The following is a 22,420-nucleotide window of genomic DNA, read 5'->3' as shown; positions in this document are numbered from 1 at the left end:
ACGTGCACCACACGAGCTGTGGGGAAGTAGAGAATGAGCGGGCGGCTCCGACCGGAGGGTGCCGGCGCCGGAAGGCGGCGCCGGGGTCAAGGGCTCGGAGGCGCGAGGATGGTTCTGCCACCCGCCCCGACGGCCCAGAGGTCAGCAGAGGAGCCGACGATGAAGTACCTGGTGACGATCTACGGGTCCAAGGAGACGTGGGAGTCGATCCCGGCGGAGGAGTGGCCGGCGGCGATCGCGGCGCAGGAGGCGTTCAACAAGAAGTACTTCGACTCCGGCGAGCTGGTCGGTGCCTACGGCTCGGGCACGGAGGCCGAGGCGAAGGTCATCCGGGTGCGCGACGGGGTGCCGGCCGTGACCGACGGCCCGTACCTGGAGACGAAGGAGTTCATGGGCAGCTTCTACATCCTCGATGTCGCCGACGAGGCCCGGGCGGTCGAGATCGCCGCGGACCTGCCGTGGGCGTCGCATGAGGCGGTGGAGCTGGTCCCGCTCCCCCACGAGTCGCCGGCGCCCCAGCGCTGACGGCACCGGGCGGCGGCGCGGTGGCGGACGGGACGGGACCGGCGGCCAGCCGGGACGGCGGCGCGGCGGCTGACGGCGCGGCGGGTGACCGGGCGGTGAGAGACCGCGCGGTGAGAGACCGCGCGGTGGGTGACCTGCTGCGCGGGCTCGCGCCCGCGGTGCTCGGCGGGCTGCTGCGCCGCTACCCGGGGCAGTTCGACCTGTGCGAGGACGCCGTCCAGGAGGCGCTGCTGGCGGCGGCGACCGGCTGGCCGCGCGACGGGGTCCCGGACAACCCGCGCGGCTGGCTCGCCGCCGTGGCCGCCCGGCGGATGATCGACACGATCAGGGCCGAGGCGGCCAGGCGGCGCCGCGAGGAGGGGCTCGCCGTCGCGACCCCGGCGAGCGAGCTGGTCGCCGGGGCCGCCGACGCCGAGCGCCCGGCCGACCAGGACGACTCGCTGCGGCTGCTGTTCCTGTGCTGCCACCCGGCGCTGTCCCCGCCCAGCCAGGTCGCGCTGACGCTGCGCGCCGTAGGCGGCCTGACGACGGCACAGATCGCCACGGCGTTCCTCGTCCCGGAGGCGACGATGGCGCAGCGGATCAGCCGTGCCAAGCAGGGCGTGCGCGCCGCCGGCGCCGAGTTCCGGATGCCGGCGGCGGGCACCGAGTTCGGCGACCGGCTGCGCGCCGTGATGCACGTGCTCTACCTGATCTTCAACGAGGGCTACACGGCCTCCGAGGGAACCGACCTGACCAGGCCCGGCCTGTCGGACGAGGCGGTCCGGCTGACCCGCTGGCTCGCCCGGCTGCTGCCCGACGGCGCGGCGGAGCACGCGGAGGTGCTGGGGCTGCTCGCACTGATGCTGCTCACCGACGCCCGCCGGCCGGCCCGCGCCGACGCCGACGGCCGGATGGTCCCGCTCGCCAGCCAGGACCGTTCCCGCTGGGACCGGGCGCTGATCGCCGAAGGCGTCGAGCTGCTCGAGCAGGCGCTGCCGGCGGGGCCTGTCGGGGCCTACCAGCTGCAGGCGGCGATCGCGGCGGTGCACGCCGAGGGGCCGGACACCGACAGCACCGACTGGCCGCAGATCCTCGGGCTCTACGACGTGCTGGAACGGATCGCGCCGAACCCGATGGTGGCGCTGGCCCGGGCGGTGGCGCTCGCCCAGGTCGCCGGTCCGTCGACTGCGCTGGCGGCCGTCGACGCGCTCGCCGAGGCGGACCGGCGGATGTCGACGCATCACCGCCTGCTCGCCGTGCGCGCGCACCTGCACGAGATGGCCGGCGACCCTGCCGCCGCCGGGGCCGCGTTCCGCGCCGCCGCGCGCCGCACCGCCAGCGAGCCGGAACGCCGCTACCTGCTGGACAAGGCGGCGAACCAGGGCGGCGGCGAGGCCGGCCGGGTCACTCCCGCCGCAGCGTCACGGTCACGGCGTCCCCCGGGCGGATCATGACCCGGGCGCGCGCGAGGTCGTCGCTGACCGAGCCGACCATCTCGATCCGGATCGCCCCCAGGCTGGTCGGCTCCGCGCCGCTGCCCCCGTAGAACGACCGGTCGGGCAGCAGCGCGCACCCCGAGGGGTCGGCGCCCGCCGGCAGCTGGGCGTCGAGCAGCAGACCGTAGACGTCGTGGGGATAGGCCGGGCCCGAGTCGTCGAGCCAGGTCGCCGGCGTCCCCCGGTAGCGGACGGGGCAGGTTCCCGACACCTCCATGGCGGTGAACCGCTCCTGGCCGTCGACTACCCCGTCGTCGACGATCTGCAGGCCGAAGCCGGCGCGGGGCTGGTCGCCGACGCCATGCCACTTCCCGACCCAGGGCCAGCGCGCCACCCGAGCCGACGCCGACGGGCTGTTCGTGGACAGCAGTGGGACGCCGTGGGTCGCCGCCGCGGACCCGCCGTCCTGCCCGGGGCCGAGGTCGCTCTCGGGCAGCTCGCTGACGGTACCCAGCGCGGCGAACGCCACCAGCGCCGCGCCGAGCAGACACAGCAGGGCCGCGCCCGCCCGTATCGCCCACCGCCACGGCGCCGTCCGCGAACGTGAGCCCGAACCCGAACCCGAGCGCGCGCGCCGACGGGCTTTCGGTATCTCCCGTGCCGGCGGGTCCACCGGGGCCGGCCCGGGCGGCACCGGCGCGCCCGGCGCCCGCGAGGTTCTGGGCGGGCCCGTGGCGGCAGCGGTGCCGGCCGCCGAAGCGGCGGCGCCGGCCGAGGCGGAGCCGGCGGCCGACACAGCGGTGCCAGCCGCCGCCGGTACGCCCGGCCGGGCAGGGGGCGCCGCCACCACAGACGTGCCCGGCGCCAGCGCCATCCACGACGCGGTGGGCAGCGCGGAAGGCGGTGTGACGGGTGTGGCGCGGGGCGCGCGCTGGCCGGTCTGCTCATCCAGGACACACCAGGGGCAGTACGGCAGGCCTGCCCGGAAGTGGTGCGTGGGGACGCGCGGGCAGCCGCGCAGGCCCGCGGCGAGAGCGACGAGCGCGTCGTGCCACTGCGTCGCGGTGGGCCTGGGATTCTGGCTGCCCGCGCCGGGGCCGAACGCCTGGCCGAACATCGCCCGGGGCCCGGGCGGGAGGATGTCCGCCGGCGGCAGGTCCAGCGGCGGGCCAAGGTCGCGGTGCCCGCCGAGGGCGTACAGGCCCCGACGGGCAAGCTCCACCTGCCCCGGCGGCACGCCGCCGCCGCGCCAGCGGCCCGTGTAGGGCCGGTGCCCGCCCATGAGCAGCGCGAACAGGTGGACGGCGAGCGCGTAGTCGTCGGCGGCGGGCCTCAGCGGCCGGCCGCGCTCCGCGAGCAGCTCCGCGGGCGTGAAGTCGGGCCGGCCGACCGGGGACAGGTGCACCCCCGCGTCCACGGTCACCTGCGCCGCGTCGCAGTCGACGAAGATGACCCGGCCGGTGGGGGTCACCTGGACGGCACCGTCGTGGAAGTCGCCGACGACATATCCGTGCTCGTGCAGCACGGCTGTCGCCGCGGCCAGGCGCGTGGCCGCCTCGAGGCGCACCCCCCAGTCGTCGAACCAGCCGGGGCGGGGCGACGCGTCCGGGTGGACGAGCGTGAGCAGCGGGACACCGTCGGCGGGGGTTGCCACGGTGTAGCCCGCGAGACCGCCGCTCCCGTCGACGACGAGCTCGCTCGGCCAGGCGAACGCGTCGAACCCGCCGGCCGGGTGTTCGGCTGCCCCGGGATCGGCTGCCCCGAGCTCGGCGGCGAGAGGCTCGGCGGCCGGGCGCTTGACGGCGGGCGGATCTCCGGCCGGGGGCTCGGCCGCCCGGGGCCCGGCAGCAGGCGCCCCAGCGGCGGGCGGATGGGCGATCATCCAAGTCAGCTTGGCCCGCAGTTCGGTGGCCGAGCGGAACAGGTGGGCCGGGTTGAACAGCTTGACGGCCGTGCCGGGGACGCCGTAGCGCTGGTAGAGCCGGCCCTGACCGGCGGCGCCGAGCGGGCGGCCGATGTGCATGCGCGACCCATCGAGGCCGAACAGATCGGCCAGATCCACCGAGTCCTGCTCGTCGCCCATGGATTCCTCTCAAGCGCGCTTCGTCAGGATCCCACAAACCGGTCCGAGGTGGGGGCGCATGGGAGGAACCGGCCCAGTCCCGGTAGGCGTGGCCTGCGTGGCCCGCCGGAAAGACCTGGTAGCCGGCGTCCCGGGCGATCGCGCGCCTTCTCCGGCGTGTCACCGAGGTGGCATGCGGTGGATCAGGTGGCGTGGTGCCCACGTCCTCGAAAAGGCGATCTTTCTGGACGACGGACACCGAGCGGCCCGGGGCGGAGGTGGCCGCGCCGCGCAACGCGGACCGGTGGAACGACGTCTCACCAGGCAGGCCACGACGTGGTGGCCTCCGTCGCGGTTGGGGTCGTGGTTGCGGCCAGGCCCCAGCCAGCGCGCGACCCATCATGATCGTGAATCGACCCCCGCTGACTTCAGCATGAATGGCGATGTCTGGCGGGGATCTGGAGCAGAACCGGGACGGGACGTGGAACCTCGCAGGCTGGAGCACTTCCTGGCAGTCGCCGAGGAGGGCGGCTTCACCAGGGCCGCCACGCGGCTGCACATGGTGCAGTCCGGCGTGTCGGCGTCGATCCGGTCGCTGGAGCGCGAGCTGGGCGTCGACCTGTTCGAGCGCACGACGCAGCACGTCGAGCTCACCGAGGCGGGCCGGGCGCTGGTCCCTGAGGCACGCCGGGTGCTTGGCGCGGTCCGCCAGGCTAGGCAGGTGGTCACCGAGGTGCGCGAGGGCGCGCGCGGCGCGTTCTCGCTCGGGATCCTCCACAGCCTCACCCCGCGTTCGGTGCTCGCGGCGCTCGCGGCCTTCCGTGCGGAGCACCCGCACGTCCAGGTACAGCTCGCCGCTCCCGACCCCGCGGCCGCCACGTCACACGCCGCGAGGGTCCGCGACGGCGAGCTGGACCTGGCGGTGCTGGTCATCACCGGCCCGACGCGGGACCTGCGCCTGCACGCGCTGCACACCGAGACGGTCGCGCTCGCCTGCGCCCTCGACCACCCGCTCGCCGCGTCCGGGCGCGCCGCCGTCACCCTCGAGGAGGCCGCCGGGCTCGACCTCATCGAGTTCCCCGCCGGCTGGGGCGTGCGCGCCGCCGTGGACCGGGCGTTCGCCGCCGCCGGCCTCGCCGAGCGGGCCACCTGTGTGGAGCTGGGTGACCTCTCGACGGTCATCGACCTCGTCCGCTATCGGACCGGCTGCGCCTTCGTCCCCGCGTCGCTGGCCGAACGCACCCGGGACCTCCGCTTCCTCGCCATCGAGCCGCACCCGCCCCGCTACCAGGTGGTGATCGCCACCCGCCCCGGCGGTCCCCCGTCCGCGACCGCCGCGCAGTTCCTCGACCGCTGCCTGCGCCTCGGCCGCGCGGCATAGCCGGCCGGGACACGGCCCCGTGCGCGAGACGCCGCGCCAGGCGGGCCGGCACTGAGCCGTTCCCGTGCCACGCCGTCCCCTGCCACCCAGGGGTATGGGAAGCCGGCGCCGGCGTCCCCATACCACCTGCCCCCGCGGTCCCCCGTATTCCCCCGTGCTGCCCATGATTCCAGCTCGGGCCTCCTCGTCGAGGGCCTGCCGGTATCTGTCCGGGAGCTGTCCGTCACGCCGTCCTGAACCACCGCAGCGGACAGTTCCTGGCCATCGCGTCCTTGGCAGTCCAGGACCACCGTCTGCAGCTTCCCTATCATGATCCTCCCGTCGAGCGGCCGGTGGGCGCGGGGCGCAGGTCAGGGACGCGGCGGGCGGCCGTGGCGGCGGCCAGCAGCTCGCCGACCTTCTCGGTGAGCACCGCCGGCGAGCACGGCTTCTCCACGTAGGCGACGCCGTGCGCCGCGACCGATGTCGGGTTGATCATGCCTCGGTGGTAGGCGGACACGTACAGCACCGGCAGGCCGGGGCGGGACGCGCGCAGCCGGTCGGCGAGCTGGCGGCCGTTCATCCTCGGCATCATCACGTCGGTGACCAGGATGTCGAGGGCGGCCGCGGCCCCGGCGAGCTTGATCGCGTCCGGGCCGTCGGCGGCGGTCAGCACGTCGTACCCCGCCATGAGCAGGATCCGCTCGGACAGCCGTCGGACCTCACCGTCGTCCTCGACCAGCAGGACCGTCCCGCGCCCGCCGGAGATCGGGGCGGTGTCGCGCCGGGGGGTGGCCGCGCCCGGTGCCGACGACGTGGCCGGCAGGTAGACGCGCACGTCGGTGCCGATGCCGCGCGCCGAGTCGACGAGCACCTGCCCGCCGGCCTGGCGGACGATGCCGTAGACGGTCGAGAGGCCCAGCCCCGTGCCCTGGCCGGGTTCCTTCGTCGTGAAGAACGGCTCGAAGATGAGGCCGCGGGCCTCTTCCGGGATGCCGACCCCGGTGTCGGAGACGGTGAGCAGCACATGCTGGACCAGACCGCCGGCGGCTCCGTTGACCCCGATGCCGACGCCGGCCGTCGCGGGAGTGGCCGGCGCGAGCAGGACGCGCGCCGTGCTGATCGTGAGCTGCCCGCCATCGGGCATGGCGTCCCGGCTGTTGACCGCCAGGTTGATGAGCACCTGCTCCAGCTGGCCGCGGTCGGCCCAGACGATCGCGTTCTGGGCCTCGGCCCGCACGACGATCTGGACGTCCTCGCGGATCAGCCGGCGCAGCATGTCCTCGATGCCGTTGACGAGCTCGTTGACGTCGACCGCCTGCGGCTGGATCGGCTGGGTGCGGGAGAACGCGAGCAGCTGGCGGGTGAGCGCCGAGGCGCGCGCGGCCGCGTCCCTGATCGCGATGACGTCGCGGCGGACCGGTCCCTCGACCTCGCCGAGCAGGAGGGCGGCGTAGCCGTCGATGACGGTGAGCAGGTTGTTGAAGTCGTGGGCGACGCCGCCGGCGAGCTGGCCGACGGCGTCCAGCCGCTGGGACTGACGCAGCTTCGCTTCCACGTTGCGCCGCTCGGTCACGTCGGCGACCATCGCCAGCGCCCCGCCGAAGCTGTCCGCGGGGATCCCGACGGGCAGCCCGTCCGCCGGGCTCGCCGGGCCCTTCGCGCTCAGAGGTGGCGCGGCCGCGCGCGGAGGTGGCGCGGCCGCGCGCGGTGTCCCCACCGGCGCGGTGTCGGTGTCGGCGCGAGCGGTGAGCGCGATCTGCGCGTGCACCGTGTTGCCGTGGCCGTCGTTGCCGTGGCCGTCGCCGCGCGGGCGGCCGGCGGGAGCGAGCTCGACCTCGATCCGCTGGGTGTCCCGGTCGCGGACCATCGCGAGCGCCGCGAGGAGCGGCTCCCGATACTGGGGCAGCACCAGGTCGGTGAACGTCATGCCGTGCACCTCGCGCGGGGTGTGACCGACGAGAGCGGCGAACTGGGCGTTGGCATAGTCGATAGCGCCGGTGGCGTCGATGAGAACGACGCCCTCGCTGGTCGTCTCGACAATTCCGCGGTATCGCTGCTCGGAGAGCCGCAGCTTGCGTTCCGCGGTCTGGCGCAGCCGCAGGTCCTCGAACACGGCCGCGCCGCGGACAAGGGCCGGGAAACGGCCGCGCAGCGACCAGTACCAGATGCCGACGAAGGCCGTGCCCACGTCCCAGACGGCGCTGGCGAGCCCGAGGCCGTTCAGCTCGCCGTGCGGCGCGTGGAACGGCTGGGCGGCCGACGGATTCGCGGCGGAGCTGAAGTACAGTACGGCGTGCAGGCCGTGCCCGAACGCGCAGGTGAAGAAGATCGCCGCCGTGGCGGTGCCCAGCTTGTTGTTGAGCCACTGCCGTGATTTCCAGAGGCCACGCGCGATCGTCAGTGAGATCGCGAAGTAGGTCGAGAAGATGACGGTGTTCGCGAACGCCGCGACCTGGTCGGTCATAGCGAATACTCCGTCGGCATGGCGACTATCCCGCTCCTAGTGACGCCCTTCCGGGAAGAACACGGTATTCGAAGGCTGTCGCTATTATCCGGGAACACCGGCTCCGACACGCCGACGCCGCGGGCGGACAACTGGCGTCAGGCCTGGCCGGGGATGGGCGGCGGCGGGGCGCAGGGCGCCGTCCACACGACGCGGGTCCCGACGCCGTCCGGGCCGGGGCCGATCTCGAAGGTGCCGCGCAGCTCCTCGGCGCGGCTTTGCATGTTCGCGAGCCCACTGCGCCGGCCAGGCCCGCCGGTCCCGAGTCCGATGCCATCGTCGACGATCTCAGCGCTGACCCGGCCGTCCGCGACGGTCACCGTGACCGACGCGCCCCGGCACCGGGCATGCCGGGCCGCGTTCGACAGGCTCTCCCGCACCACGGCGAACAGGTGGTCGGCGACGGCCGGGGCGACCGCGCTGTCCAGCGGGCCGTCCACGAGCAGGTGCGGCTCGAAGCCGAAGGCTCTGGTCGTCTCGTCGACGATGCCGCGCAGCGCCATCCGCAGGCCGGCACCGCCGGCCGCCGACCGGCCGCGCAGCTCGAACACCGACTGGCGGATCTCGCGGATCGTCGAGTCGAGGTCGTCGACATAGGTCGCCAGCCGCTTCGCCCGGTTCGGGTGGTCCTCCGCCTCGGACAGCCCCTGCAGACCGAGCGCGACCGCGAACAGCCGCTGCATGACGTGGTCGTGCAGGTCACGGGCGATGCGGTCGCGGTCCTCGAGCACCGTCAGCCGGTTCTGCGCCGCACGCGACTCGGCGAGCTGCAGGGCGATCGCGACATGCCCGGCGAACGCGGCCGCCATCTCCAGGTCCGCGTCGGTGAACGGCTCCGCGCCGCGGCGCCGCCCGAGGATGACCGCGCCCGCGCTGGTCCGCGAGGTGATCAGCGGTACGACCATCACCGGGCCGAGGTCGGGCTCGCCGGCGAGCAGCTCGGCGATCTCGGCCGGCGCCTCGCCGGCGAACAGCGGCGCGTGCTCACGGATCGCCCGCCCCGCCAGCGACTCGTCGACGGCGAGCACCCCGCCCGCCAGCCGCTCCGCCCCGTCGCCGGCGGTGATGTCCAGGCGCAGGTGCTCCGCGTCGTGCGCGCCGAGCGCGAGCGCGGCCGTGTCCGCGCGCGCGACCTCGCGGGCGCGCCGCACGATCAGCTCCAGCGGCCGGTCACCGTCGCCGAGCAGGTGACGGGTGATGTCGGCGGACGCCTGCAGCCACTGCTCGCGGTGCCTCGCCTGGCCGAACAGGCGGGCGTTGTCGATCGCGACCGCGGCGCTGGCGGCGAGCGCCAGCACCAGCTCCTCGTCCTCCGCGGTGAACACCCGGCCGCCGCGCTTCTCGGTCAGGTAGAGGTTGCCGAACACCTCGCCGCGCACCCGGATCGGCACGCCGAGGAAGGTGCGCATCGTCGGGTGGCCGGGCGGGAAACCGACCGCGCCGGGATGCCCCGCGATGTCCTCCAGGCGCACCGGCCGCGGGTCGTGGATGAGGGCACCGAGCACGCCCTCGCCGCGCGGCAGGTGCCCGATCTCGGCGACCAGCCGAGGGTCGATGCCGACGTGGATGAACTGCTCCAGCGCCTCGGCGCCCCTGGCGGTCACCCCGAGGGCCCCGTACCGGGCGTCGACCAGCTCGCAGGCGGCCTCGACGATCCGGCGCAGCACCACGTCGAGGCTGAGGTCCGAGGCGACGGTCCTGGTCGCGCGCAGCAGCCCGCGCAGCCGGCCCTGTGTGGCCATGACGTCCTGCGCCCGGTCGACGAGCTGCAGGAGCAGCTCGTCGAGCTCGAGCCGGGCGACGCCCGGGAACTCCAGCTCCTCGCCCGGCGGCTCGTCGTGCCGAGACCCCGCACGCGGCGCCGGCGCCGCGCCGTCAGGCGCCGGCGGCGTGGGCCGGGCGGTCGGTTCGGGTCCCATGTCCTCGACACCGTAGCCGATGCCCTCCCCTGGAGGTGGGGGTCAGTCAGCTCTGCGCGCATCACTTTCCCGGTGGCTGTCCGGGCAGGTCAGGCCACACGGGGGAACAAGGGAACGGAGGGGCGGGGCTAGCGCAGGCGGCGGCGGGCCGCGGCGGCGGACTCGGCGACCGGGGCGGCCGTGTGGATGACCGTCGCCGCCGGCCACGGGTCGGCCCGGGCCGCCATCGCCGTGTGCACCGCCGCCGTCGCGTCGGAGGCGTCCCGTCCCCCAGTCGCCCGGCGGGCGATACGGGCGGCCGCCACCTCGGGCGCGGTCACACAGCACAGCTCGACGAGGTCCGCCGCGGCGGTGCCGGCGAGCCGCGCCGCGGCGGCCCTGGCCGTGGCCGCCGACCAGGAGGCGTCCAGCAGCACGTTCTCCCCGTGCGCGAGCGCGTGCCCGGCGCGGCGCAGCAGCTCGGCGTAGACGGCCTCGGTCGCCGCCGGTGCGTAGAGCCCGGCGTCCAGGCCGGGGTTGAGCGCGGCCGGCGCCGGCGCGTCGGCTGGCAGGCCCGCGAGCTCCTTGCGCACCACGTCCGAGCGCAGCAGCACCCAGCCGTCGTCGGCCCCGGCGAGCTGGCCGGCGAGCGTCGACTTGCCGGTGCCCGGCAGGCCCCCGACCAGTACCAGGCGCACCCGGCCGCGGCGCAGGTGATCGAGCGCGAGCGCGGCCAGCCGGCCGGCGAGGTCGGCGGCGTCCGGGTCCCCCTGCCCGGACCGCAGGCAGCTCACCTTGGCCCGCACGAACGCCCGGTAGGCGATGTAGAGATGCGCCAGCGACGGCGGGTGCACCTCGCCGGCGAACTCCCGATACCAGCCGAGGAACCGCTCGGCCTCCTCCCGCGCGCCGAGCCGCTCCAGGTCCATCGCGAGGAACGCGACGTCGCCGAGCACGTCGCCGACCCGCAGCCGCTGGTCGAACTCGATGCAGTCGAGGATGCGCGGGCCGTCCGGCAGGCAGAAGATGTCGTCGGCCAGCAGGTCGCCGTGCCCGTCGCGGATCCGGCCGGCGCTCATCCGCTCCGCCAGCAGCGGGCCACGCCCGGCGAGGTACCGGGCCGAGAGCCGGTCTATCTCGGCGACGACCTGGCCGTCGAGGATGGCGTCGCGGAAGGGTGCGACCCCCTCGACGCCCTCGCGCCACAGGCCCGCGAGCGTGTCGGGGCTCCCGGCCGCCTCGATCCGCGGCGACGTCTCGCAGGCCGCGTGGAAGGCGGCGAGCGCGCGGGCGACGGCCCGCAGGACCTCGTCCACCCGCTGGGCGCGGCGGACCAGCGTGGACAGCCGGAGCCGCTCGGGCAGCCGGCGCATCACCACCGCGTGGTCGACGAGCCGGCCCTCGGCGTCGCGCAGGTCGGCGACGCCGAGGTAGACGTCGGGCGCGAGGCGCCGGTTGAGAGCCACCTCGTCCTCGCAGGCGGCGAGCCGGGCCTCGCGGGTTCGGAAGTCGAGGAAGCCCAGGTCGAGGGGCTTTTTGACCTTGTAGACGAGGTCCCCGACGAAGGTCAACGTCGCGCTGTGCGTCTCGACCGTCTCGCCTCGCGGTACGGCGTCCACGTCCCACCGGCCGCTGCGGGACCCCATGGCCAGCTCGGGCCCCCCAGGTCGCCCGGCTCCCCGGGTCCCCTTGCCATGCGCGGCCTGGGGCACGTTGCCATGGGCGGCCTGGGGCGCGGTGACGGCGTCAGGCCCGGGCATCCTGCCTCCTCGGCGCGGTCTGGTTGCCGGCCCGGCCGGCATCGCGGCCGCCCGGGGTGCTGTCGGGACGCCGGACCTGGCCCAGCGGCGGGGACATTCGAACCGCCGTCTCGGCTGGCGGAGTTCGGCGTGCCAGGCTCGGGACGGTTGGACACACCGGAGACTCCTGCCCGCACGCGCACCACCGCGAAACGGGCAGTCCGGCGTCGCCTCGGCCGGTTCACCCGGGCCGTGAGCGAGGGGGCGCGAGGGCGGCCGCCCCGTCGCCCCGGGGGCTGGCGTCGAGCCGCGCGGCGAAGACGGCGGCCTGGGTGCGGCTGGTCAGCCCCAGCTTCAGCAGGATCGAGGAGACGTAGTTCTTGACGGTCTTCTCCGACAGGTGGATCCGGCCCGCGATCTGCCGGTTCGTGAGGCCTTCGGCGACGAGCTTCAGGATCTCGCGCTCACGGACGCCCAGGGCGGCCAGCCTCGGGTCCTGCGCCGGCCCCTCGCGCAGGCGGGTCAGCACCCGCCGGGTGACCGCCGGGTCTAGCAGCGACCGGCCCGCGGCGATCGCGCGGATCCCGCCGACCAGGTCGGTCCCCTTGATCTGCTTGAGCAGATAACCGGACGCACCGCCCATGATCGCGGAGAACAGGGCGTCGTCGTCGTCATACGACGTGAGGATCAGGCAGCCGATCTCCGGATGCGCCGACCGGATCTCCCGGCAGACGTCGATACCGCTGCCATCCTCGAGACGGGCGTCGAGGACCGCGACGTTCGGCGACACCGCGGGGATCCGGCGTAACGCCTCGGCCGCGGTGGCCGCCTCGCCGACCACCTGGATATCACCGGTGTCCTCGAGCATCTCCCGGATGCCGCGCCGGACGATCTCATGATCATCCAGGAGGAACACCCGCACATCGCTCATGATCAAAACAATACGCGCGGACGAGGGTGTGCAGGTGGCGCGAGTGGTCTGCCGGCTCTGGTAGGTACGGACCACCGGGCCAGGACTTTGGTCCTAGCCGGCAGTCACTCGCTGGGACCGGCCGGGCGTCCGTCCGGCCGGGCAGGCGGGCGGCGAAAGGGCTGCCGCCCCGGTTGGTTGACGCGGGGAGGCCTCAGGGGGTGATGGGCGGGGCTGGCCAGCTGGCGGTCTCGGAGCTGGTCATCCAGGCGATGTCGTCGGCCCGGACGCCGAGCCGGCTGGCGATCTCGGTCGCGTCCTTGCCCTCGCTCAGCGCCGCGCGCAGAGCGTCCGCCCGCAGCTGGCGCAGCTGCGAGGGCCGTGGGTGGTTGCGCCAGATCAGGTCGTTCGCGTGGGCCGCCCGGTCCACGGAATCCTCGATCGAAGCAATCTCTTCACAGGTCGGCACATGGCCATGGTGGACGTAATGGGCCCGGAGGACAACAGCGAGATGGCTGGATCCGGGCCACATTGCCAACACACGTCAAACGACAACGGACCATCTGAATGCCGGTCGGTTACCCGCGATCGCCGATGGCGAGCAAGAGGGGCCGGCTCTGAGCCGGTGCGTGTCCGGCCGGCCGCGCTGACGAGCACGGGGCCGGGCCGGCCGCGCGCCGCTGTGACCAGGGCCACGCAATCGCGAGGCGAGGCCGCGACCTGCGCGGGACCGCCCGTGGTGCCGACGTCATCACGGTGGCGTGCGCCGACGCGCCGCGGTCGCCGCCCGCGGACCAGAGGCCAGCCCGCGCGCGGCCGCGAGGGAGCGAGTGGACACGCCGGCGACGGCGGGCCCGCCCTGGGCACGCCCGCCTAGGACCCGACCACTTTGGTGCCAGCGGAGCCCGAGGCACCCGGGACATTCGGGGCTGGGCCGGCGAGGCCGTGGCGCAGGAGGCTCGCGAGCTCCGCGTAGGCGTCGGCGTCGGACAGGCCCGTGGCGGCGGTGATGTCGCCGCGCTGGATGGCCGACATCACCGCCGTCGCCGCCTGGCCGACGAAGGCCGCGTCGACCCCGCGGAACACCCCCGCATCGACGCCCGCGGCGACCAGCTCGCGGATCCGGCGGGCGGCGATGCGGGTGTTGCGCTCGTACTCGGCGCGGGTCGCCGGGTTCGCGGCCAGGTCACGGCGGAACGCCGGCGAGGCGGGCCGCAGCTCGCGGGCGACGCCGCCCAGGTAGGCGCCGACCGTCTCGGCGGGGCTCGCCGCGGCCACCGCCGCGACGTCGCGCTCGATCCGTTCGGCGGCGACCCGGAAGAAGTGCCGGGCGACGGCGACCGCGAGCTGTTCCTTGCTGTGCGCGAGCGCGTAGAGCGTGCTCTTCGAGCAGCGCAGCCGGGCGGCCAGGTCCGCCAGCGTGAACTGGGCGAACCCCTCCGCCAGGAAGATCCCCAGCAGCGCGTCGAACAGGTCCGCCTGCCGCGACGTCCGCGCCGGGCGCATCTCCGGCGCGGGCACCGGTGCCGGGACGGCGGCCAGGTCGTCCACGTCGGGAGCCGGCCGCGCGCTCATGATCGAAAGACCGTCGGCGGCGGCGCTGTCCCGGCCGACGCCAGGTCGCCGGCGCGCCGCGCCAAGGCGTCACGAGCCTCCGGAGCTTTCCCGCGTGGCCACATCCTGTCCACGTTACGGGGATCCCGGTCCCGCGCCCGCCCGACAGGCCGCGAGCCCGGCGGCGCCCGGCCCCGCCGCTCGGCCGCCCCTCACCTCCGGGCGCGACCGGTCAGGGGCCGGCGAGCTGGGGGGCGATCGCGAGGAGCTCGGCGGCGAGGGCGTCGTCGCCGAAGATCTCGGTGTGCGGCTCAGTGGGCTGGCCACGGTCCGCGACCAGCAGGCAGAACTCGACGGTGTCGAGGGTGAGCTCGGCTTCGGGCAGGCCGACAGCCGCCGCCGCGGCGGCGGCGCCGGCGCCGCCGATCTGGACCAGCCAGGAGCCGCCGCCCGGGCCGGTGAGCGTCAGGCGCACGGCGCCGGCGGGCGCGGTGGCCGCGCGCGGCGGCAGGGTGCTCAGCAGCCGCGCCGCGAGGTCCGCCATCGCGCCGAGACTGTCGGCGGGCGGCGGGGGCACCCGCAGGCCCGCCGCGGCACCGATGTCGCGTGCATGGGTCCAGGTCTCGAAGGCCCGGATCTTCAGCTGGTCCGCGACGGTCGTCCGGACGCCGTCGACCTCGACGCGCAGCGAGGCGAGCTCCGGCTGGGTGCTCAGCCTCGCCGCGATCGCTTCGACGCCGCGGCGCCACAGCGCCTGGACGCGCTCGCGCGGCCAGCCGGCAACCCAGCTGAGCAGCCGCTCGGTATGGCTGACCAGGCCGGCGACCGGGCCCGGCGCGGGCTCGACCGCGACACCGATCGCCGTCGCGAGCAGGGCGTTGCCCGCGGCGAGGTGGGGTACCAGGTCGCCCACGCGCCAGGTCAGCACCGGGCTGGGCGTGCGCAGCGCGTCATCGCTCACCTCGGCCAGCACCGACTCGAGGATGCCGGCCGCGGCGGCGAAGGGAGCGGCGAACGCGGGCACCCGCGGTGCCGGGCGCCGGCGCGCGCGGGCCGCCGCCCGCAGCTGGGCCGGCGAGGGGGCATCGGGGAGCTCGTCGACGTCGCCGAGCGCGAGCAACAGGTCGTCGACCTCTCGCCGCTCAGCCTCGGCGTACGCGCAGGTCGGACACGAACGCGTGTGTTCGGCGATCAGCCGAGCCTCATCGGCGTCACACAGGTCCGTCGTCAGATGGGCGAGAAACGCACGTCGATGTCCCTCGGACTCATCACCCATGGTCATTCGCCGATGCCTTCCTCGGCGAGAGTTCGGGCGATACGCGCGAGGGCATTCCGCATCCGTGATTTCGCGGTGCCTTCCGGTATTCCGAGCTCGGCCGCCACCTCGCGGTAGGTCATTTCCCGATAAAACGCCAGCTCAACCGCGGTCCGTAAGGCGTCGGGCAGGTCTCGCACGATCAGGCGGACCCGGCAGGAGGTGTCTGCCGCCTCGACGGTCTCGTCCACGCCGGGCAGCTCGAACGGGCCGTGAAGCTCCGGCGCGGTCCGGCGGCGACGTCGCTCCTCGCCGCGCACCCAGTCGACCGCCCGCCGGTGCGCCAGCATCCCCAGCCACGTTCGCAGCCCGGCGCGATTGGGGTCATACGCCAGCGGATGTTCCCAGAAGTAGCCGAAAACGTCCTGGACTATGTCACTCGCGGCTTCTCGGTCTCGGGTCACCCGATGCGCGAGTGCGCGCACCAGGGTTCCGAACAACGCGTAAGCCTCGTCGAGTGCGCGCTCGTCACCAGCGACCAGCCGACCGTGCAGCTCCGCGTCTCGTACCGCGAGCGCGACCGCCGGTTGCGCGTTGTTCCCCGTCACAGCACGTCCACCTCCACGCTGGCGGGAGGTCATCGTAGCGCATGGTCCAAAGCTGTCCGGTCCGCTCCACGCGGTGAAGGGCCGTGCCGGAATGGAACCGACACGGCCCTTCACCGGCGCCGAGACGGAGACCGTCACCGGGCAAATGCCTCGTGGCAACCCCTGATGGTGTCACTGTTGTTCATGCGCGGCCTCCGCTCACGGTCCCCGCCTCGCGACGCGCGCGCGAGTCACGGCACATTCGCGCGCCCGCCGCGGGCAGATCACGGATCGGGGTATGACGTGGATCACGTCATGGTGTTTGCGAGTGGCGGCGCAGCTCCCAGTGGTTGCCAGCCGGGTCGGCGCAGAACACCACCGCCAGGTCGCCCCGGCCGCCGGACCGGTAGGCGATGCCGGCGGCGTCCAGCCGGCGTTCGACGTCCTCGTCGACCTCGATCGCCGTGTGGGCCCGCGCCGCGGGCCGGTGGTCGGGATCGACGCTCAGGTGGATCTGGCTGCCGTCGTCCGCCTCATACCACCGGGCGATACCGGCGAGGTCGGGCGGCACGTCCATCTTCCGGTAGCCGAGGACGTCGACGAGAAACGCGCCTTCGGCGTCGTCGAGGCCCGGCGGAACACCGAGGTTGGCGTGATGGAACCGTGGCATGGGTAGCGACCTCGCGATCTCAGAAGACGCCGATACCGGCTGCCTCGTTGCGCCTGCGCCATTCGTGCCGGGACATCCGGGTCACGTCGACGTCCTTGGCCAGCTCGCGCAGCGCGCCGACGTTCGCCTGCTCCTTGGGGGTGTGGGCGAACGGGTCCCAGCCGAAGAACCGGCAGGCGTTCCGCCAGGTGATCTTGTCGATCTCGGGGTCGGTGCAGCCCGCGTCCTGGAACTCCTTCCAGGCGAACTCGGGCGACGTGGGCCAGGTCGTGTCGGTGTGCGGGTAGTCGCACTCCCAGGCGATGGTGTCAATGCCGATGCGATCGCGCAGCGCGAGCCCGGAGGGGTCGGTGATGTAGCAGGCCAGGATGTGCTCGCGGAACACCTCCGACGGAAGCCTGCCGCCGAAGTCACTGTGCAGCCACGCCTGGTTCTGGACGTGCCGGTCGGCCCGGTCGAAGTAGAACGGGATCCAGCCGATCCCGCCCTCGGACAGCGCGACCTTGAGGTCCGGGAAACGCCGCAGCGTGGGGCCGAACAACAGGTCCTGCGCGATGATCGCGGAGATCTGGCAGGTCAGGATGATGAGGTGGTCGATCGGCGCCTCATCCGGCTTCTGGATCAGGCTGAAGCCCGCGCCGATGTGCAGCGACAGCACCATGTTCTCGTCGCACAGGGCCTGCAGCATCGGGTCCCAGTGGCCGGACAGGAAGCTCGGGAAGCCCTGGGCGTGCGGCGCCTCGAGGAAGCTGATGGACCGGCAGCCCTTGCGCCCGATGCGGTGGATCTCCTTCACCGCCAGGTCGACGTCCCACATCGGCACGATGCCCAGCGGGATGAACCGGCCGGGGTAGGTGCCGCACCACTCGTCGATGACCCAGTCGTTGTAGGCCTGGAGCATCACGAGCGCGACGTCCTTGTCACGCGCCTCGTGGAAGGTCCTGGCGTTCCAGCCCGCCATGGTCGGGAAGCACATGGACGCGAGCACGCCGTTCGCGTTCATGTCCCGGACCCGCTCGTGCACATCGAAACAGCCCGGGCGCAGCTCCGAATAGGTGCCCGGGTTGAAACCCCATTCCTCGCTCGGCCAGCCCACCGTGGCGGCCATGCCGAAGTTCGTCGAGGTCCCCTCACCCTGGAAGACCCACTGGTCCAGGCCCTGCTCGTTCCGCACGACCTTCGGAGCCTCGTCCCGCCACTTGGCCGGGACGTGCTTCTCATACATGTCCGGCGGCTCGATCATATGGTCGTCGATGCTCACCAGAATCATGTCGTCCATGCGCATGGGACCGCTCCTCTCACTGTGGTTGGCGTCCGGAGGGGTATGGAGGGTATGGAGGGTATGGAGGCGTTCGCGGATCAGGCAGCCGGCAGGTCGACCAGGACCTTGATCCGCCGGCCGGCCCGCAGGTCCAGCAGCGCGGCGCGAAGATCGTTCAGCTCGACGTGCTCGACCCACCCCGCCGTCGGGTACGCACCGCCCGCGATGAGGTCGATCACCCGCCGGAACACTCCCGGGGCGTACCCCAGCGATCCGGTGAGCTCGATCTCGCCACGTGACAGCACCCAGGGCGGGAAGCTCACCTCCCGGTCGGAGAAGGCGATCCCGACGTAGCGTCCCCTCGCGCGCAGCACGGCCGGGGCGAGCGAGAACGTGGCGGGCGCGCCGGCGCAGTCGACGACCGCGTCGACGCCGCGCCCCTTCGTCCGCCGGCGCACCTCGTCGGCGACGTCGACGAGGCCCGGATCGAGGACCTGCGCGACGCCGAGCGCCGCCACGGCCGCGCGGCGAGCCGCCACCGGCTCGACCACCAGGATGTCGTCCACTCCGACGGCGCGCAGGCCGAGAACGGCGCCGACCCCGATCGGTCCGGCGCCGAGCACGAGGGCGGACTGGCCCGGCTGGGCCTCGGAGCGCAGCACACCGTTGAACGCGACCGAGATCGGTTCCACCAGCGCGGCGTCGGCCAGGGACATCGAGTCGGGAATCGGGTGCGTCATCGCCCGGGGAACGACGGTGAACTGGGCCAGGCCGCCCCCGTGCGAACACAGCCCGTGTGTCATCACCAGGCGGCACAGCTGCGGCAGCCCGGCCTGGCAGCGGTCACAGTCACCGCAGGAGTAAAGCGGTTCCACGCACACCCGGTCGCCGGCCGCGACGTCCATGACGCCCTCACCGACGGCGGTGACCGTTCCGGCGAACTCATGACCCGGGATCTGGGGCAGCACCCCGCCGGTGAGCGGGTGCGGCGTGGTCGTGCAGGCCCGCGGGCCGGAGAAGTACTCGTGCAGGTCCGTGCCACACAGCCCGTTGTGGGCCACCGCGATCTTCACCTCGCCGGCGGCCGGCTCGGGCTCCGGGATCTCCTCGATCCGCACGTCCTCGTGGGCGTGTAATCGTGCCGCGATCATCCGGACACCTGGTCAATCAGAGCCTGTGCCCGGCCTTTGGCCAGCAGGGCTGCCTCGGTCGGGGCCATCGCCTCCGTGACGGGCGAGATGACCTCCGGACCCACCGAGCCGAGCGCCCCGATCCGCTGAAGCGTCCCGAACAGGCGGACGAGGTCGAAACAGCCGTCGCCGGGCAGCAGTCGATGGAAGGTGTCCTGGGCGAGAGTTCCCTGGAGGTCGGCTCCCCCGTCGGAGACCTGCACCGTGAAGATCCGGTCGCCGGGCAGGGCCTCCAGGGCCGCGTAGTCGGGATTGCCGCGGAAGAAGTGCCAGGTGTCGAGGACCAGGCCGCCGTTCGCGCGGTCGGCGTCCGCCACGACGGCCGCGGCGCCTGGCAGGTCGCTGATCGCCATCATCGCGAGGAACTCCAGCTGGACGCGGGTGCCGACGTCGGCCGCGCGGTCACACAGCCGGCCGAACGACGCGGCGACCTGCGCCGGCGGCAGGTCGCAGGTCGGCCGGGAGAACACCGTCAGCGACTCGGCCGGGAGCGCCTCGCACATGCGCAGCACCTCGTCGGCGGTGAACGCGACGGAGCGCGCGCCCGGTATCGGTGCGCCCTCGTACCAGTTCATGAACCCGTCGAGCACGATGCCCAGACCGGCGTCGCGCAGCCGTCCGCCCAGGTCCTCGGGCTTGGTGCCCGCCTCCTCGGCCAGCGCCACGTCGAGCGGGCTGATCGACAGCTGGTGGAACCCGCAGGCCGCGGCCGCGTCGATGCGCCGTTCGAGCGGACTGTTCAGGCCGAGCGTTCCCGACCACAGCACCCAGTCGATGCCGTCCGGCGCCTCGCGCATCCCGTGTTCCTCTACGTCGTGTTTCCCGTACGTCGAGTGTCGAGCCAGGCCGTCGACAAGCTGGCTGGCCGACCGGCCGGCCCCACTACCTGCGTCGCGTCGTCCGGCCGCGCGCGTCCGCCCCACAGCGCATCGGCACTCTACGCCCGACACGGCACCGAGTGCCACTCTTGATATCGGGCCGCGATCGTAGCACCGGGTATGCTGCGCGCCGCCCATCCCAGCGCCTTCTGATTGTCCCTCGCCGGTCTTCCGGCCGCCCGGGAATGCGGCTCGGTCATACTCGTACGGGTGAGATTCCGGGCGACCGTCGACCTGCACGGCACCACGGCGACGGGCATCGAGGTGCCCGCGGACGTCGTCGCGGAGCTGAACAGCGGCAAGCGGCCCAAGGTCACCGTGACGATCGGGCCGCACACCTACCGGACCACGGTCGCCCCCATGGGCGGCCGGTACCTCATCCCCCTTTCCGCCGAGAACCGCGGCGCGGCCGGGGTGTCCGCCGGCGACGAGGTCGACGTGGAACTGGCCCTCGACGCCGCCCCCCGGATCGTCGAGGTACCCGACGACCTCGCGGCGGCGATCGCGGGGGCGCCCGTGGCGCAGGCGACGTTCGACCAGCTCGCCTTCTCGCACCGCAAGGAATGGGTCCGGTGGGTGACCGAGGCGAAGAAGCCCGAGACCCGCCAGACCCGCATCACCAAGACCGTCGAGGCCCTGAGCGCCGGCCGCCGCAACCGCTAAACCGAACTTACTTGATCTAGGACGCGCTGCGGGCTCGTGACTTGCGGGTTCGCGGCAGCCATTGATCGTCTTACTGACTACCAACGGTCTTGGAGATAGGCGCGCCGATTAGCTGGAAGACCTTTCTCTGGGTTTCGGTGGCGTTCGTGAGTAGCTGAAGGCTGCCGCCGCCGCTGATGCGGATCTCGTCGCGGGTCAGGGTGGCCAGGTGCGCGAGGAGGCCCTGGAAGCTGTAAAGAGGCGTTCCGTCGGGCTGTTCCTTGCGTGTGGATTTCCGGTTGGCGGCCTCGGAACGGAGAGCGGGCGCGACCGGGTCGGTGCGGCCTGGCGGCTCCTCGTCCGTGAAGGTGAGGGGGGCGAGCCGTTTCCTCAGGTGCCAGGTGATGTAGGCAGCGAGGGAGCAGATCAAGAGATGTGCGCGGACCCGGTTTTCCAGGTAGTGGTAGATCGGTCGCACCTGAAGGTCGGTCGTCTTGATCGTACGGAAGACTCGTTCGACCTGGGAGAGGTTCTTGTACGCGGTGACGATCTCGTCTCCGCGCATTCCGCTCGCGTGTTTCTCCTCGGCGCGGACGACGTAGATGCCGTCGAGCGCCGCCTCGGCGGCGATGCTCTCCTCCCGCCGGGCGATGGTGACATCGGCGTCCGTGATCGTGATCTCGAGGTGCTTCGCCATCTTCCGCCTGTGGACAATCTTCCCGATCTTCATGCCGATGTCCGCGGCGCCGACGATCCGGCCTTCCGTGACGGCGGCGACGACTGGGGCGAGCGCCTTTTCGGTGGCATCGAGCAGTTCGTCACGCTTGCGGGCACGCTCGGCTGCCAGGAAAGGGTTCCGGCAGGCGATCAGCCGCTCTCCGGGAAATTTCGGGTGGCGGATCTCGGCGAGGTTGGTCTCGTCGAACAGGGTCGGCTGCAGCGGGCCGTCCACGGCCGCGAGCTGGGCGATCTGGGGCGCGCGCAGGGCGGTGATCCATCCCAGGTCGTCGGACTCGCGGAGCGCCCTGATACGCGCCGACGTGATCATCCCTCGATCGCCGACCATGATCACACTCTTCAGGTGGAACGTTTTCTGGACGGCGTGCACGGCTTCGATGAACGCGGACGGGTCGCCGGTGTTACCGGGGAAGACGCGTATCGCGACAGGCCGGCCGTCGGCGTCCGTGAGGACTCCGTACTCGATCTGCTCGAGCCCGCGACGGCCGTCACGGGAATAGCCATGGGACGCCAGCGGGCAGCAGTGCCCTTCCATCCAGGACGACGACAGGTCGAAAAGAACCTGGCCGCCGTCGACGAGATGCCGGCCCACGAGTTGCCTTTCGATGTCGTCCTGCCGGTGTAGCAGCCAGTCCATGGCGGCATAGATCTCGTCGGTCGACGCCGTGTCTATCCCCAGGTCCGCGCCGAGCGTGTTGTCGGACCACCAGGATCTGGTGGCGAGCTTCGAACCGGGCTGGATAATCCGGGCGACAATCAGCGCTAGGGCGATATCCCGCTGTCGCCCAGCCGGCCCCAGCAGTGCCGGCAGGCCGAGCTGCCGGGCGACCGTCATGACCGCGGCGACATTGCCGTGCTGAAGAGACCGAGCGATCTCGACATCTTTCTCGACATCGACCAGCGTCCGGCCCGCGAGCGCTTTCCTGAGCACGTCGATGGCCGCCGGCGGAAGGTGCGAGACGTTCGCAATGGTCTCGTTCTTGACCTTTCCGTCTTCCCGGAAGGTACGCCGCACCAGATGCGACACGTACTCCCGCGGCTCGCCGGCCGCGTTCGTCTGCCGACTGACAATCCGGTCCACGTGCATAGCACCCGTTTGCCTCGCCACGAGTCGATGATCCCATCCAGCAAGATCCCGATCAAGCAACCTACTGACTACACTTCGGACAACACAGGCCAAAGTGCCAGGCTGTGCGCGTAGCGATCTTCGAGCACTCGCAAGTTCGG

The 22,420-nt window shown here is 73.1% G+C and carries 18 protein-coding genes; 4 read left to right on the top strand and 14 right to left on the bottom strand.

Annotated features, from left to right (window positions below; all coding sequences use genetic code 11):
- Positions 1–159 precede the first annotated feature (159 nt).
- Both QOZ89_RS37190 and QOZ89_RS37185 read left to right on the top strand, forming a co-directional pair.
- A complete protein-coding gene (locus QOZ89_RS37190) occupies positions 160–525 on the top strand; it encodes a YciI family protein (protein WP_071047969.1) in 366 nt (121 codons plus the stop codon).
- Between the two features lie 20 nt (positions 526–545).
- Complete coding sequence (locus QOZ89_RS37185; protein WP_397428914.1) at positions 546–1,961, top strand: RNA polymerase sigma factor; 1,416 nt, start codon at positions 546–548, stop codon at positions 1,959–1,961.
- Here QOZ89_RS37185 and QOZ89_RS37180 read toward each other — a convergent pair.
- Positions 1,912–4,026 carry a hypothetical protein gene (locus QOZ89_RS37180; RefSeq protein ID WP_312628620.1) on the bottom strand — a complete coding sequence of 705 codons (2,115 nt, stop codon included), beginning with the start codon at positions 4,024–4,026 and terminating at the stop codon, positions 1,912–1,914. The two genes, QOZ89_RS37185 and QOZ89_RS37180, sit on opposite strands and share 50 nt — an antisense overlap.
- Before the next feature lie 460 nt (positions 4,027–4,486).
- Here QOZ89_RS37180 and QOZ89_RS37175 point away from each other — a divergent pair, with 460 nt between their 5' ends.
- Positions 4,487–5,386 (top strand): LysR family transcriptional regulator, encoded by a 900-nt coding sequence (locus QOZ89_RS37175; RefSeq protein ID WP_071048235.1) that lies wholly within the window; start codon positions 4,487–4,489, stop codon positions 5,384–5,386.
- Between the two features lie 307 nt (positions 5,387–5,693).
- On the opposite strand, the gene QOZ89_RS37170 is transcribed toward QOZ89_RS37175, so the two are convergent.
- The 12 genes from QOZ89_RS37170 to QOZ89_RS37115 all read right to left on the bottom strand — a co-directional run bounded on the left by QOZ89_RS37170 (position 5,694) and on the right by QOZ89_RS37115 (position 19,732).
- Positions 5,694–7,832: a hybrid sensor histidine kinase/response regulator gene (locus QOZ89_RS37170; RefSeq protein ID WP_312628618.1), complete on the bottom strand. Its 2,139-nt coding sequence runs from the start codon at positions 7,830–7,832 to the stop codon at positions 5,694–5,696.
- Positions 7,833–7,969: 137 nt separating this feature from the next.
- Positions 7,970–9,790 carry a sensor histidine kinase gene (locus QOZ89_RS37165; RefSeq protein ID WP_312628616.1) on the bottom strand — a complete coding sequence of 607 codons (1,821 nt, stop codon included), beginning with the start codon at positions 9,788–9,790 and terminating at the stop codon, positions 7,970–7,972.
- 128 nt (positions 9,791–9,918) lie between these two features.
- Complete coding sequence (locus QOZ89_RS37160; RefSeq protein WP_397428913.1) at positions 9,919–11,529, bottom strand: bifunctional aminoglycoside phosphotransferase/ATP-binding protein; 1,611 nt, start codon at positions 11,527–11,529, stop codon at positions 9,919–9,921.
- Between the two features lie 220 nt (positions 11,530–11,749).
- The gene (locus tag QOZ89_RS37155; RefSeq protein WP_071048238.1) at positions 11,750–12,439 is read right to left on the bottom strand and encodes a response regulator; all 690 of its coding nucleotides are present in this window, start codon (positions 12,437–12,439) and stop codon (positions 11,750–11,752) included.
- 193 nt (positions 12,440–12,632) lie between these two features.
- Positions 12,633–12,848: a hypothetical protein gene (locus QOZ89_RS37150; protein ID WP_083418457.1), complete on the bottom strand. Its 216-nt coding sequence runs from the start codon at positions 12,846–12,848 to the stop codon at positions 12,633–12,635.
- Positions 12,849–13,291: 443 nt separating this feature from the next.
- Complete coding sequence (locus QOZ89_RS37145; protein ID WP_198543198.1) at positions 13,292–13,993, bottom strand: TetR/AcrR family transcriptional regulator; 702 nt, start codon at positions 13,991–13,993, stop codon at positions 13,292–13,294.
- A gap of 211 nt (positions 13,994–14,204) precedes the next feature.
- A complete protein-coding gene (locus QOZ89_RS37140) occupies positions 14,205–15,254 on the bottom strand; it encodes a maleylpyruvate isomerase family mycothiol-dependent enzyme (RefSeq protein ID WP_083418458.1) in 1,050 nt (349 codons plus the stop codon).
- Positions 15,251–15,835: an RNA polymerase sigma factor gene (locus QOZ89_RS37135; protein ID WP_071048240.1), complete on the bottom strand. Its 585-nt coding sequence runs from the start codon at positions 15,833–15,835 to the stop codon at positions 15,251–15,253. The genes QOZ89_RS37140 and QOZ89_RS37135 overlap by 4 nt, the downstream gene beginning before the upstream one ends.
- Before the next feature lie 292 nt (positions 15,836–16,127).
- Complete coding sequence (locus QOZ89_RS37130) at positions 16,128–16,484, bottom strand: VOC family protein (RefSeq protein ID WP_312628608.1); 357 nt, start codon at positions 16,482–16,484, stop codon at positions 16,128–16,130.
- 19 nt (positions 16,485–16,503) lie between these two features.
- Positions 16,504–17,769 carry an amidohydrolase family protein gene (locus QOZ89_RS37125; RefSeq protein ID WP_071048242.1) on the bottom strand — a complete coding sequence of 422 codons (1,266 nt, stop codon included), beginning with the start codon at positions 17,767–17,769 and terminating at the stop codon, positions 16,504–16,506.
- A gap of 74 nt (positions 17,770–17,843) precedes the next feature.
- Positions 17,844–18,896: a 2,3-butanediol dehydrogenase gene (locus tag QOZ89_RS37120; protein WP_312628606.1), complete on the bottom strand. Its 1,053-nt coding sequence runs from the start codon at positions 18,894–18,896 to the stop codon at positions 17,844–17,846.
- Positions 18,893–19,732 (bottom strand): sugar phosphate isomerase/epimerase family protein, encoded by an 840-nt coding sequence (locus QOZ89_RS37115; RefSeq protein WP_071048244.1) that lies wholly within the window; start codon positions 19,730–19,732, stop codon positions 18,893–18,895. The genes QOZ89_RS37120 and QOZ89_RS37115 overlap by 4 nt, the downstream gene beginning before the upstream one ends.
- A gap of 291 nt (positions 19,733–20,023) precedes the next feature.
- On the opposite strand from QOZ89_RS37115, the gene QOZ89_RS37110 reads away from it, so the two are divergent.
- Complete coding sequence (locus QOZ89_RS37110) at positions 20,024–20,476, top strand: YdeI/OmpD-associated family protein (protein ID WP_071048245.1); 453 nt, start codon at positions 20,024–20,026, stop codon at positions 20,474–20,476.
- Between the two features lie 70 nt (positions 20,477–20,546).
- Here the strand turns inward: QOZ89_RS37110 and QOZ89_RS37105 are convergent, their stop codons facing one another.
- Positions 20,547–22,274: an IS1634 family transposase gene (locus QOZ89_RS37105; RefSeq protein ID WP_312623741.1), complete on the bottom strand. Its 1,728-nt coding sequence runs from the start codon at positions 22,272–22,274 to the stop codon at positions 20,547–20,549.
- Between the last annotated feature and the right edge of the window lie 146 nt (positions 22,275–22,420).

Origin of the sequence: Pseudofrankia coriaricola (assembly GCF_032027725.1) — a bacterium.
In the GTDB taxonomy this organism is placed as follows: domain Bacteria; phylum Actinomycetota; class Actinomycetes; order Frankiales; family Frankiaceae; genus Pseudofrankia.
The sequence above is the reverse complement of the archived record's forward strand: the minus strand, read 5'-3'. Positions and strand labels throughout refer to the sequence as shown.

Bases quoted from the DNA above. Each gene is read 5' to 3' on its own strand.
- QOZ89_RS37115 (WP_071048244.1), bottom strand. From the start codon at position 19,732: ATGCGCGAGGCGCCGGACGGCATCGACTGGGTGCTGTGGTCGGGAACG.
- QOZ89_RS37125 (WP_071048242.1), bottom strand. From the start codon at position 17,769: ATGCGCATGGACGACATGATTCTGGTGAGCATCGACGACCATATGATC.
- QOZ89_RS37140 (WP_083418458.1), bottom strand. From the start codon at position 15,254: ATGACCATGGGTGATGAGTCCGAGGGACATCGACGTGCGTTTCTCGCC.
- QOZ89_RS37155 (WP_071048238.1), bottom strand. From the start codon at position 12,439: ATGAGCGATGTGCGGGTGTTCCTCCTGGATGATCATGAGATCGTCCGG.
- QOZ89_RS37170 (WP_312628618.1), bottom strand. From the start codon at position 7,832: ATGACCGACCAGGTCGCGGCGTTCGCGAACACCGTCATCTTCTCGACC.
- QOZ89_RS37190 (WP_071047969.1), top strand. From the start codon at position 160: ATGAAGTACCTGGTGACGATCTACGGGTCCAAGGAGACGTGGGAGTCG.
- QOZ89_RS37180 (WP_312628620.1), bottom strand. From the start codon at position 4,026: ATGGGCGACGAGCAGGACTCGGTGGATCTGGCCGATCTGTTCGGCCTC.
- QOZ89_RS37165 (WP_312628616.1), bottom strand. From the start codon at position 9,790: ATGGGACCCGAACCGACCGCCCGGCCCACGCCGCCGGCGCCTGACGGC.
- QOZ89_RS37130 (WP_312628608.1), bottom strand. From the start codon at position 16,484: ATGCCACGGTTCCATCACGCCAACCTCGGTGTTCCGCCGGGCCTCGAC.
- QOZ89_RS37120 (WP_312628606.1), bottom strand. From the start codon at position 18,896: ATGATCGCGGCACGATTACACGCCCACGAGGACGTGCGGATCGAGGAG.
- QOZ89_RS37160 (WP_397428913.1), bottom strand. From the start codon at position 11,529: ATGCCCGGGCCTGACGCCGTCACCGCGCCCCAGGCCGCCCATGGCAAC.
- QOZ89_RS37145 (WP_198543198.1), bottom strand. From the start codon at position 13,993: ATGAGCGCGCGGCCGGCTCCCGACGTGGACGACCTGGCCGCCGTCCCG.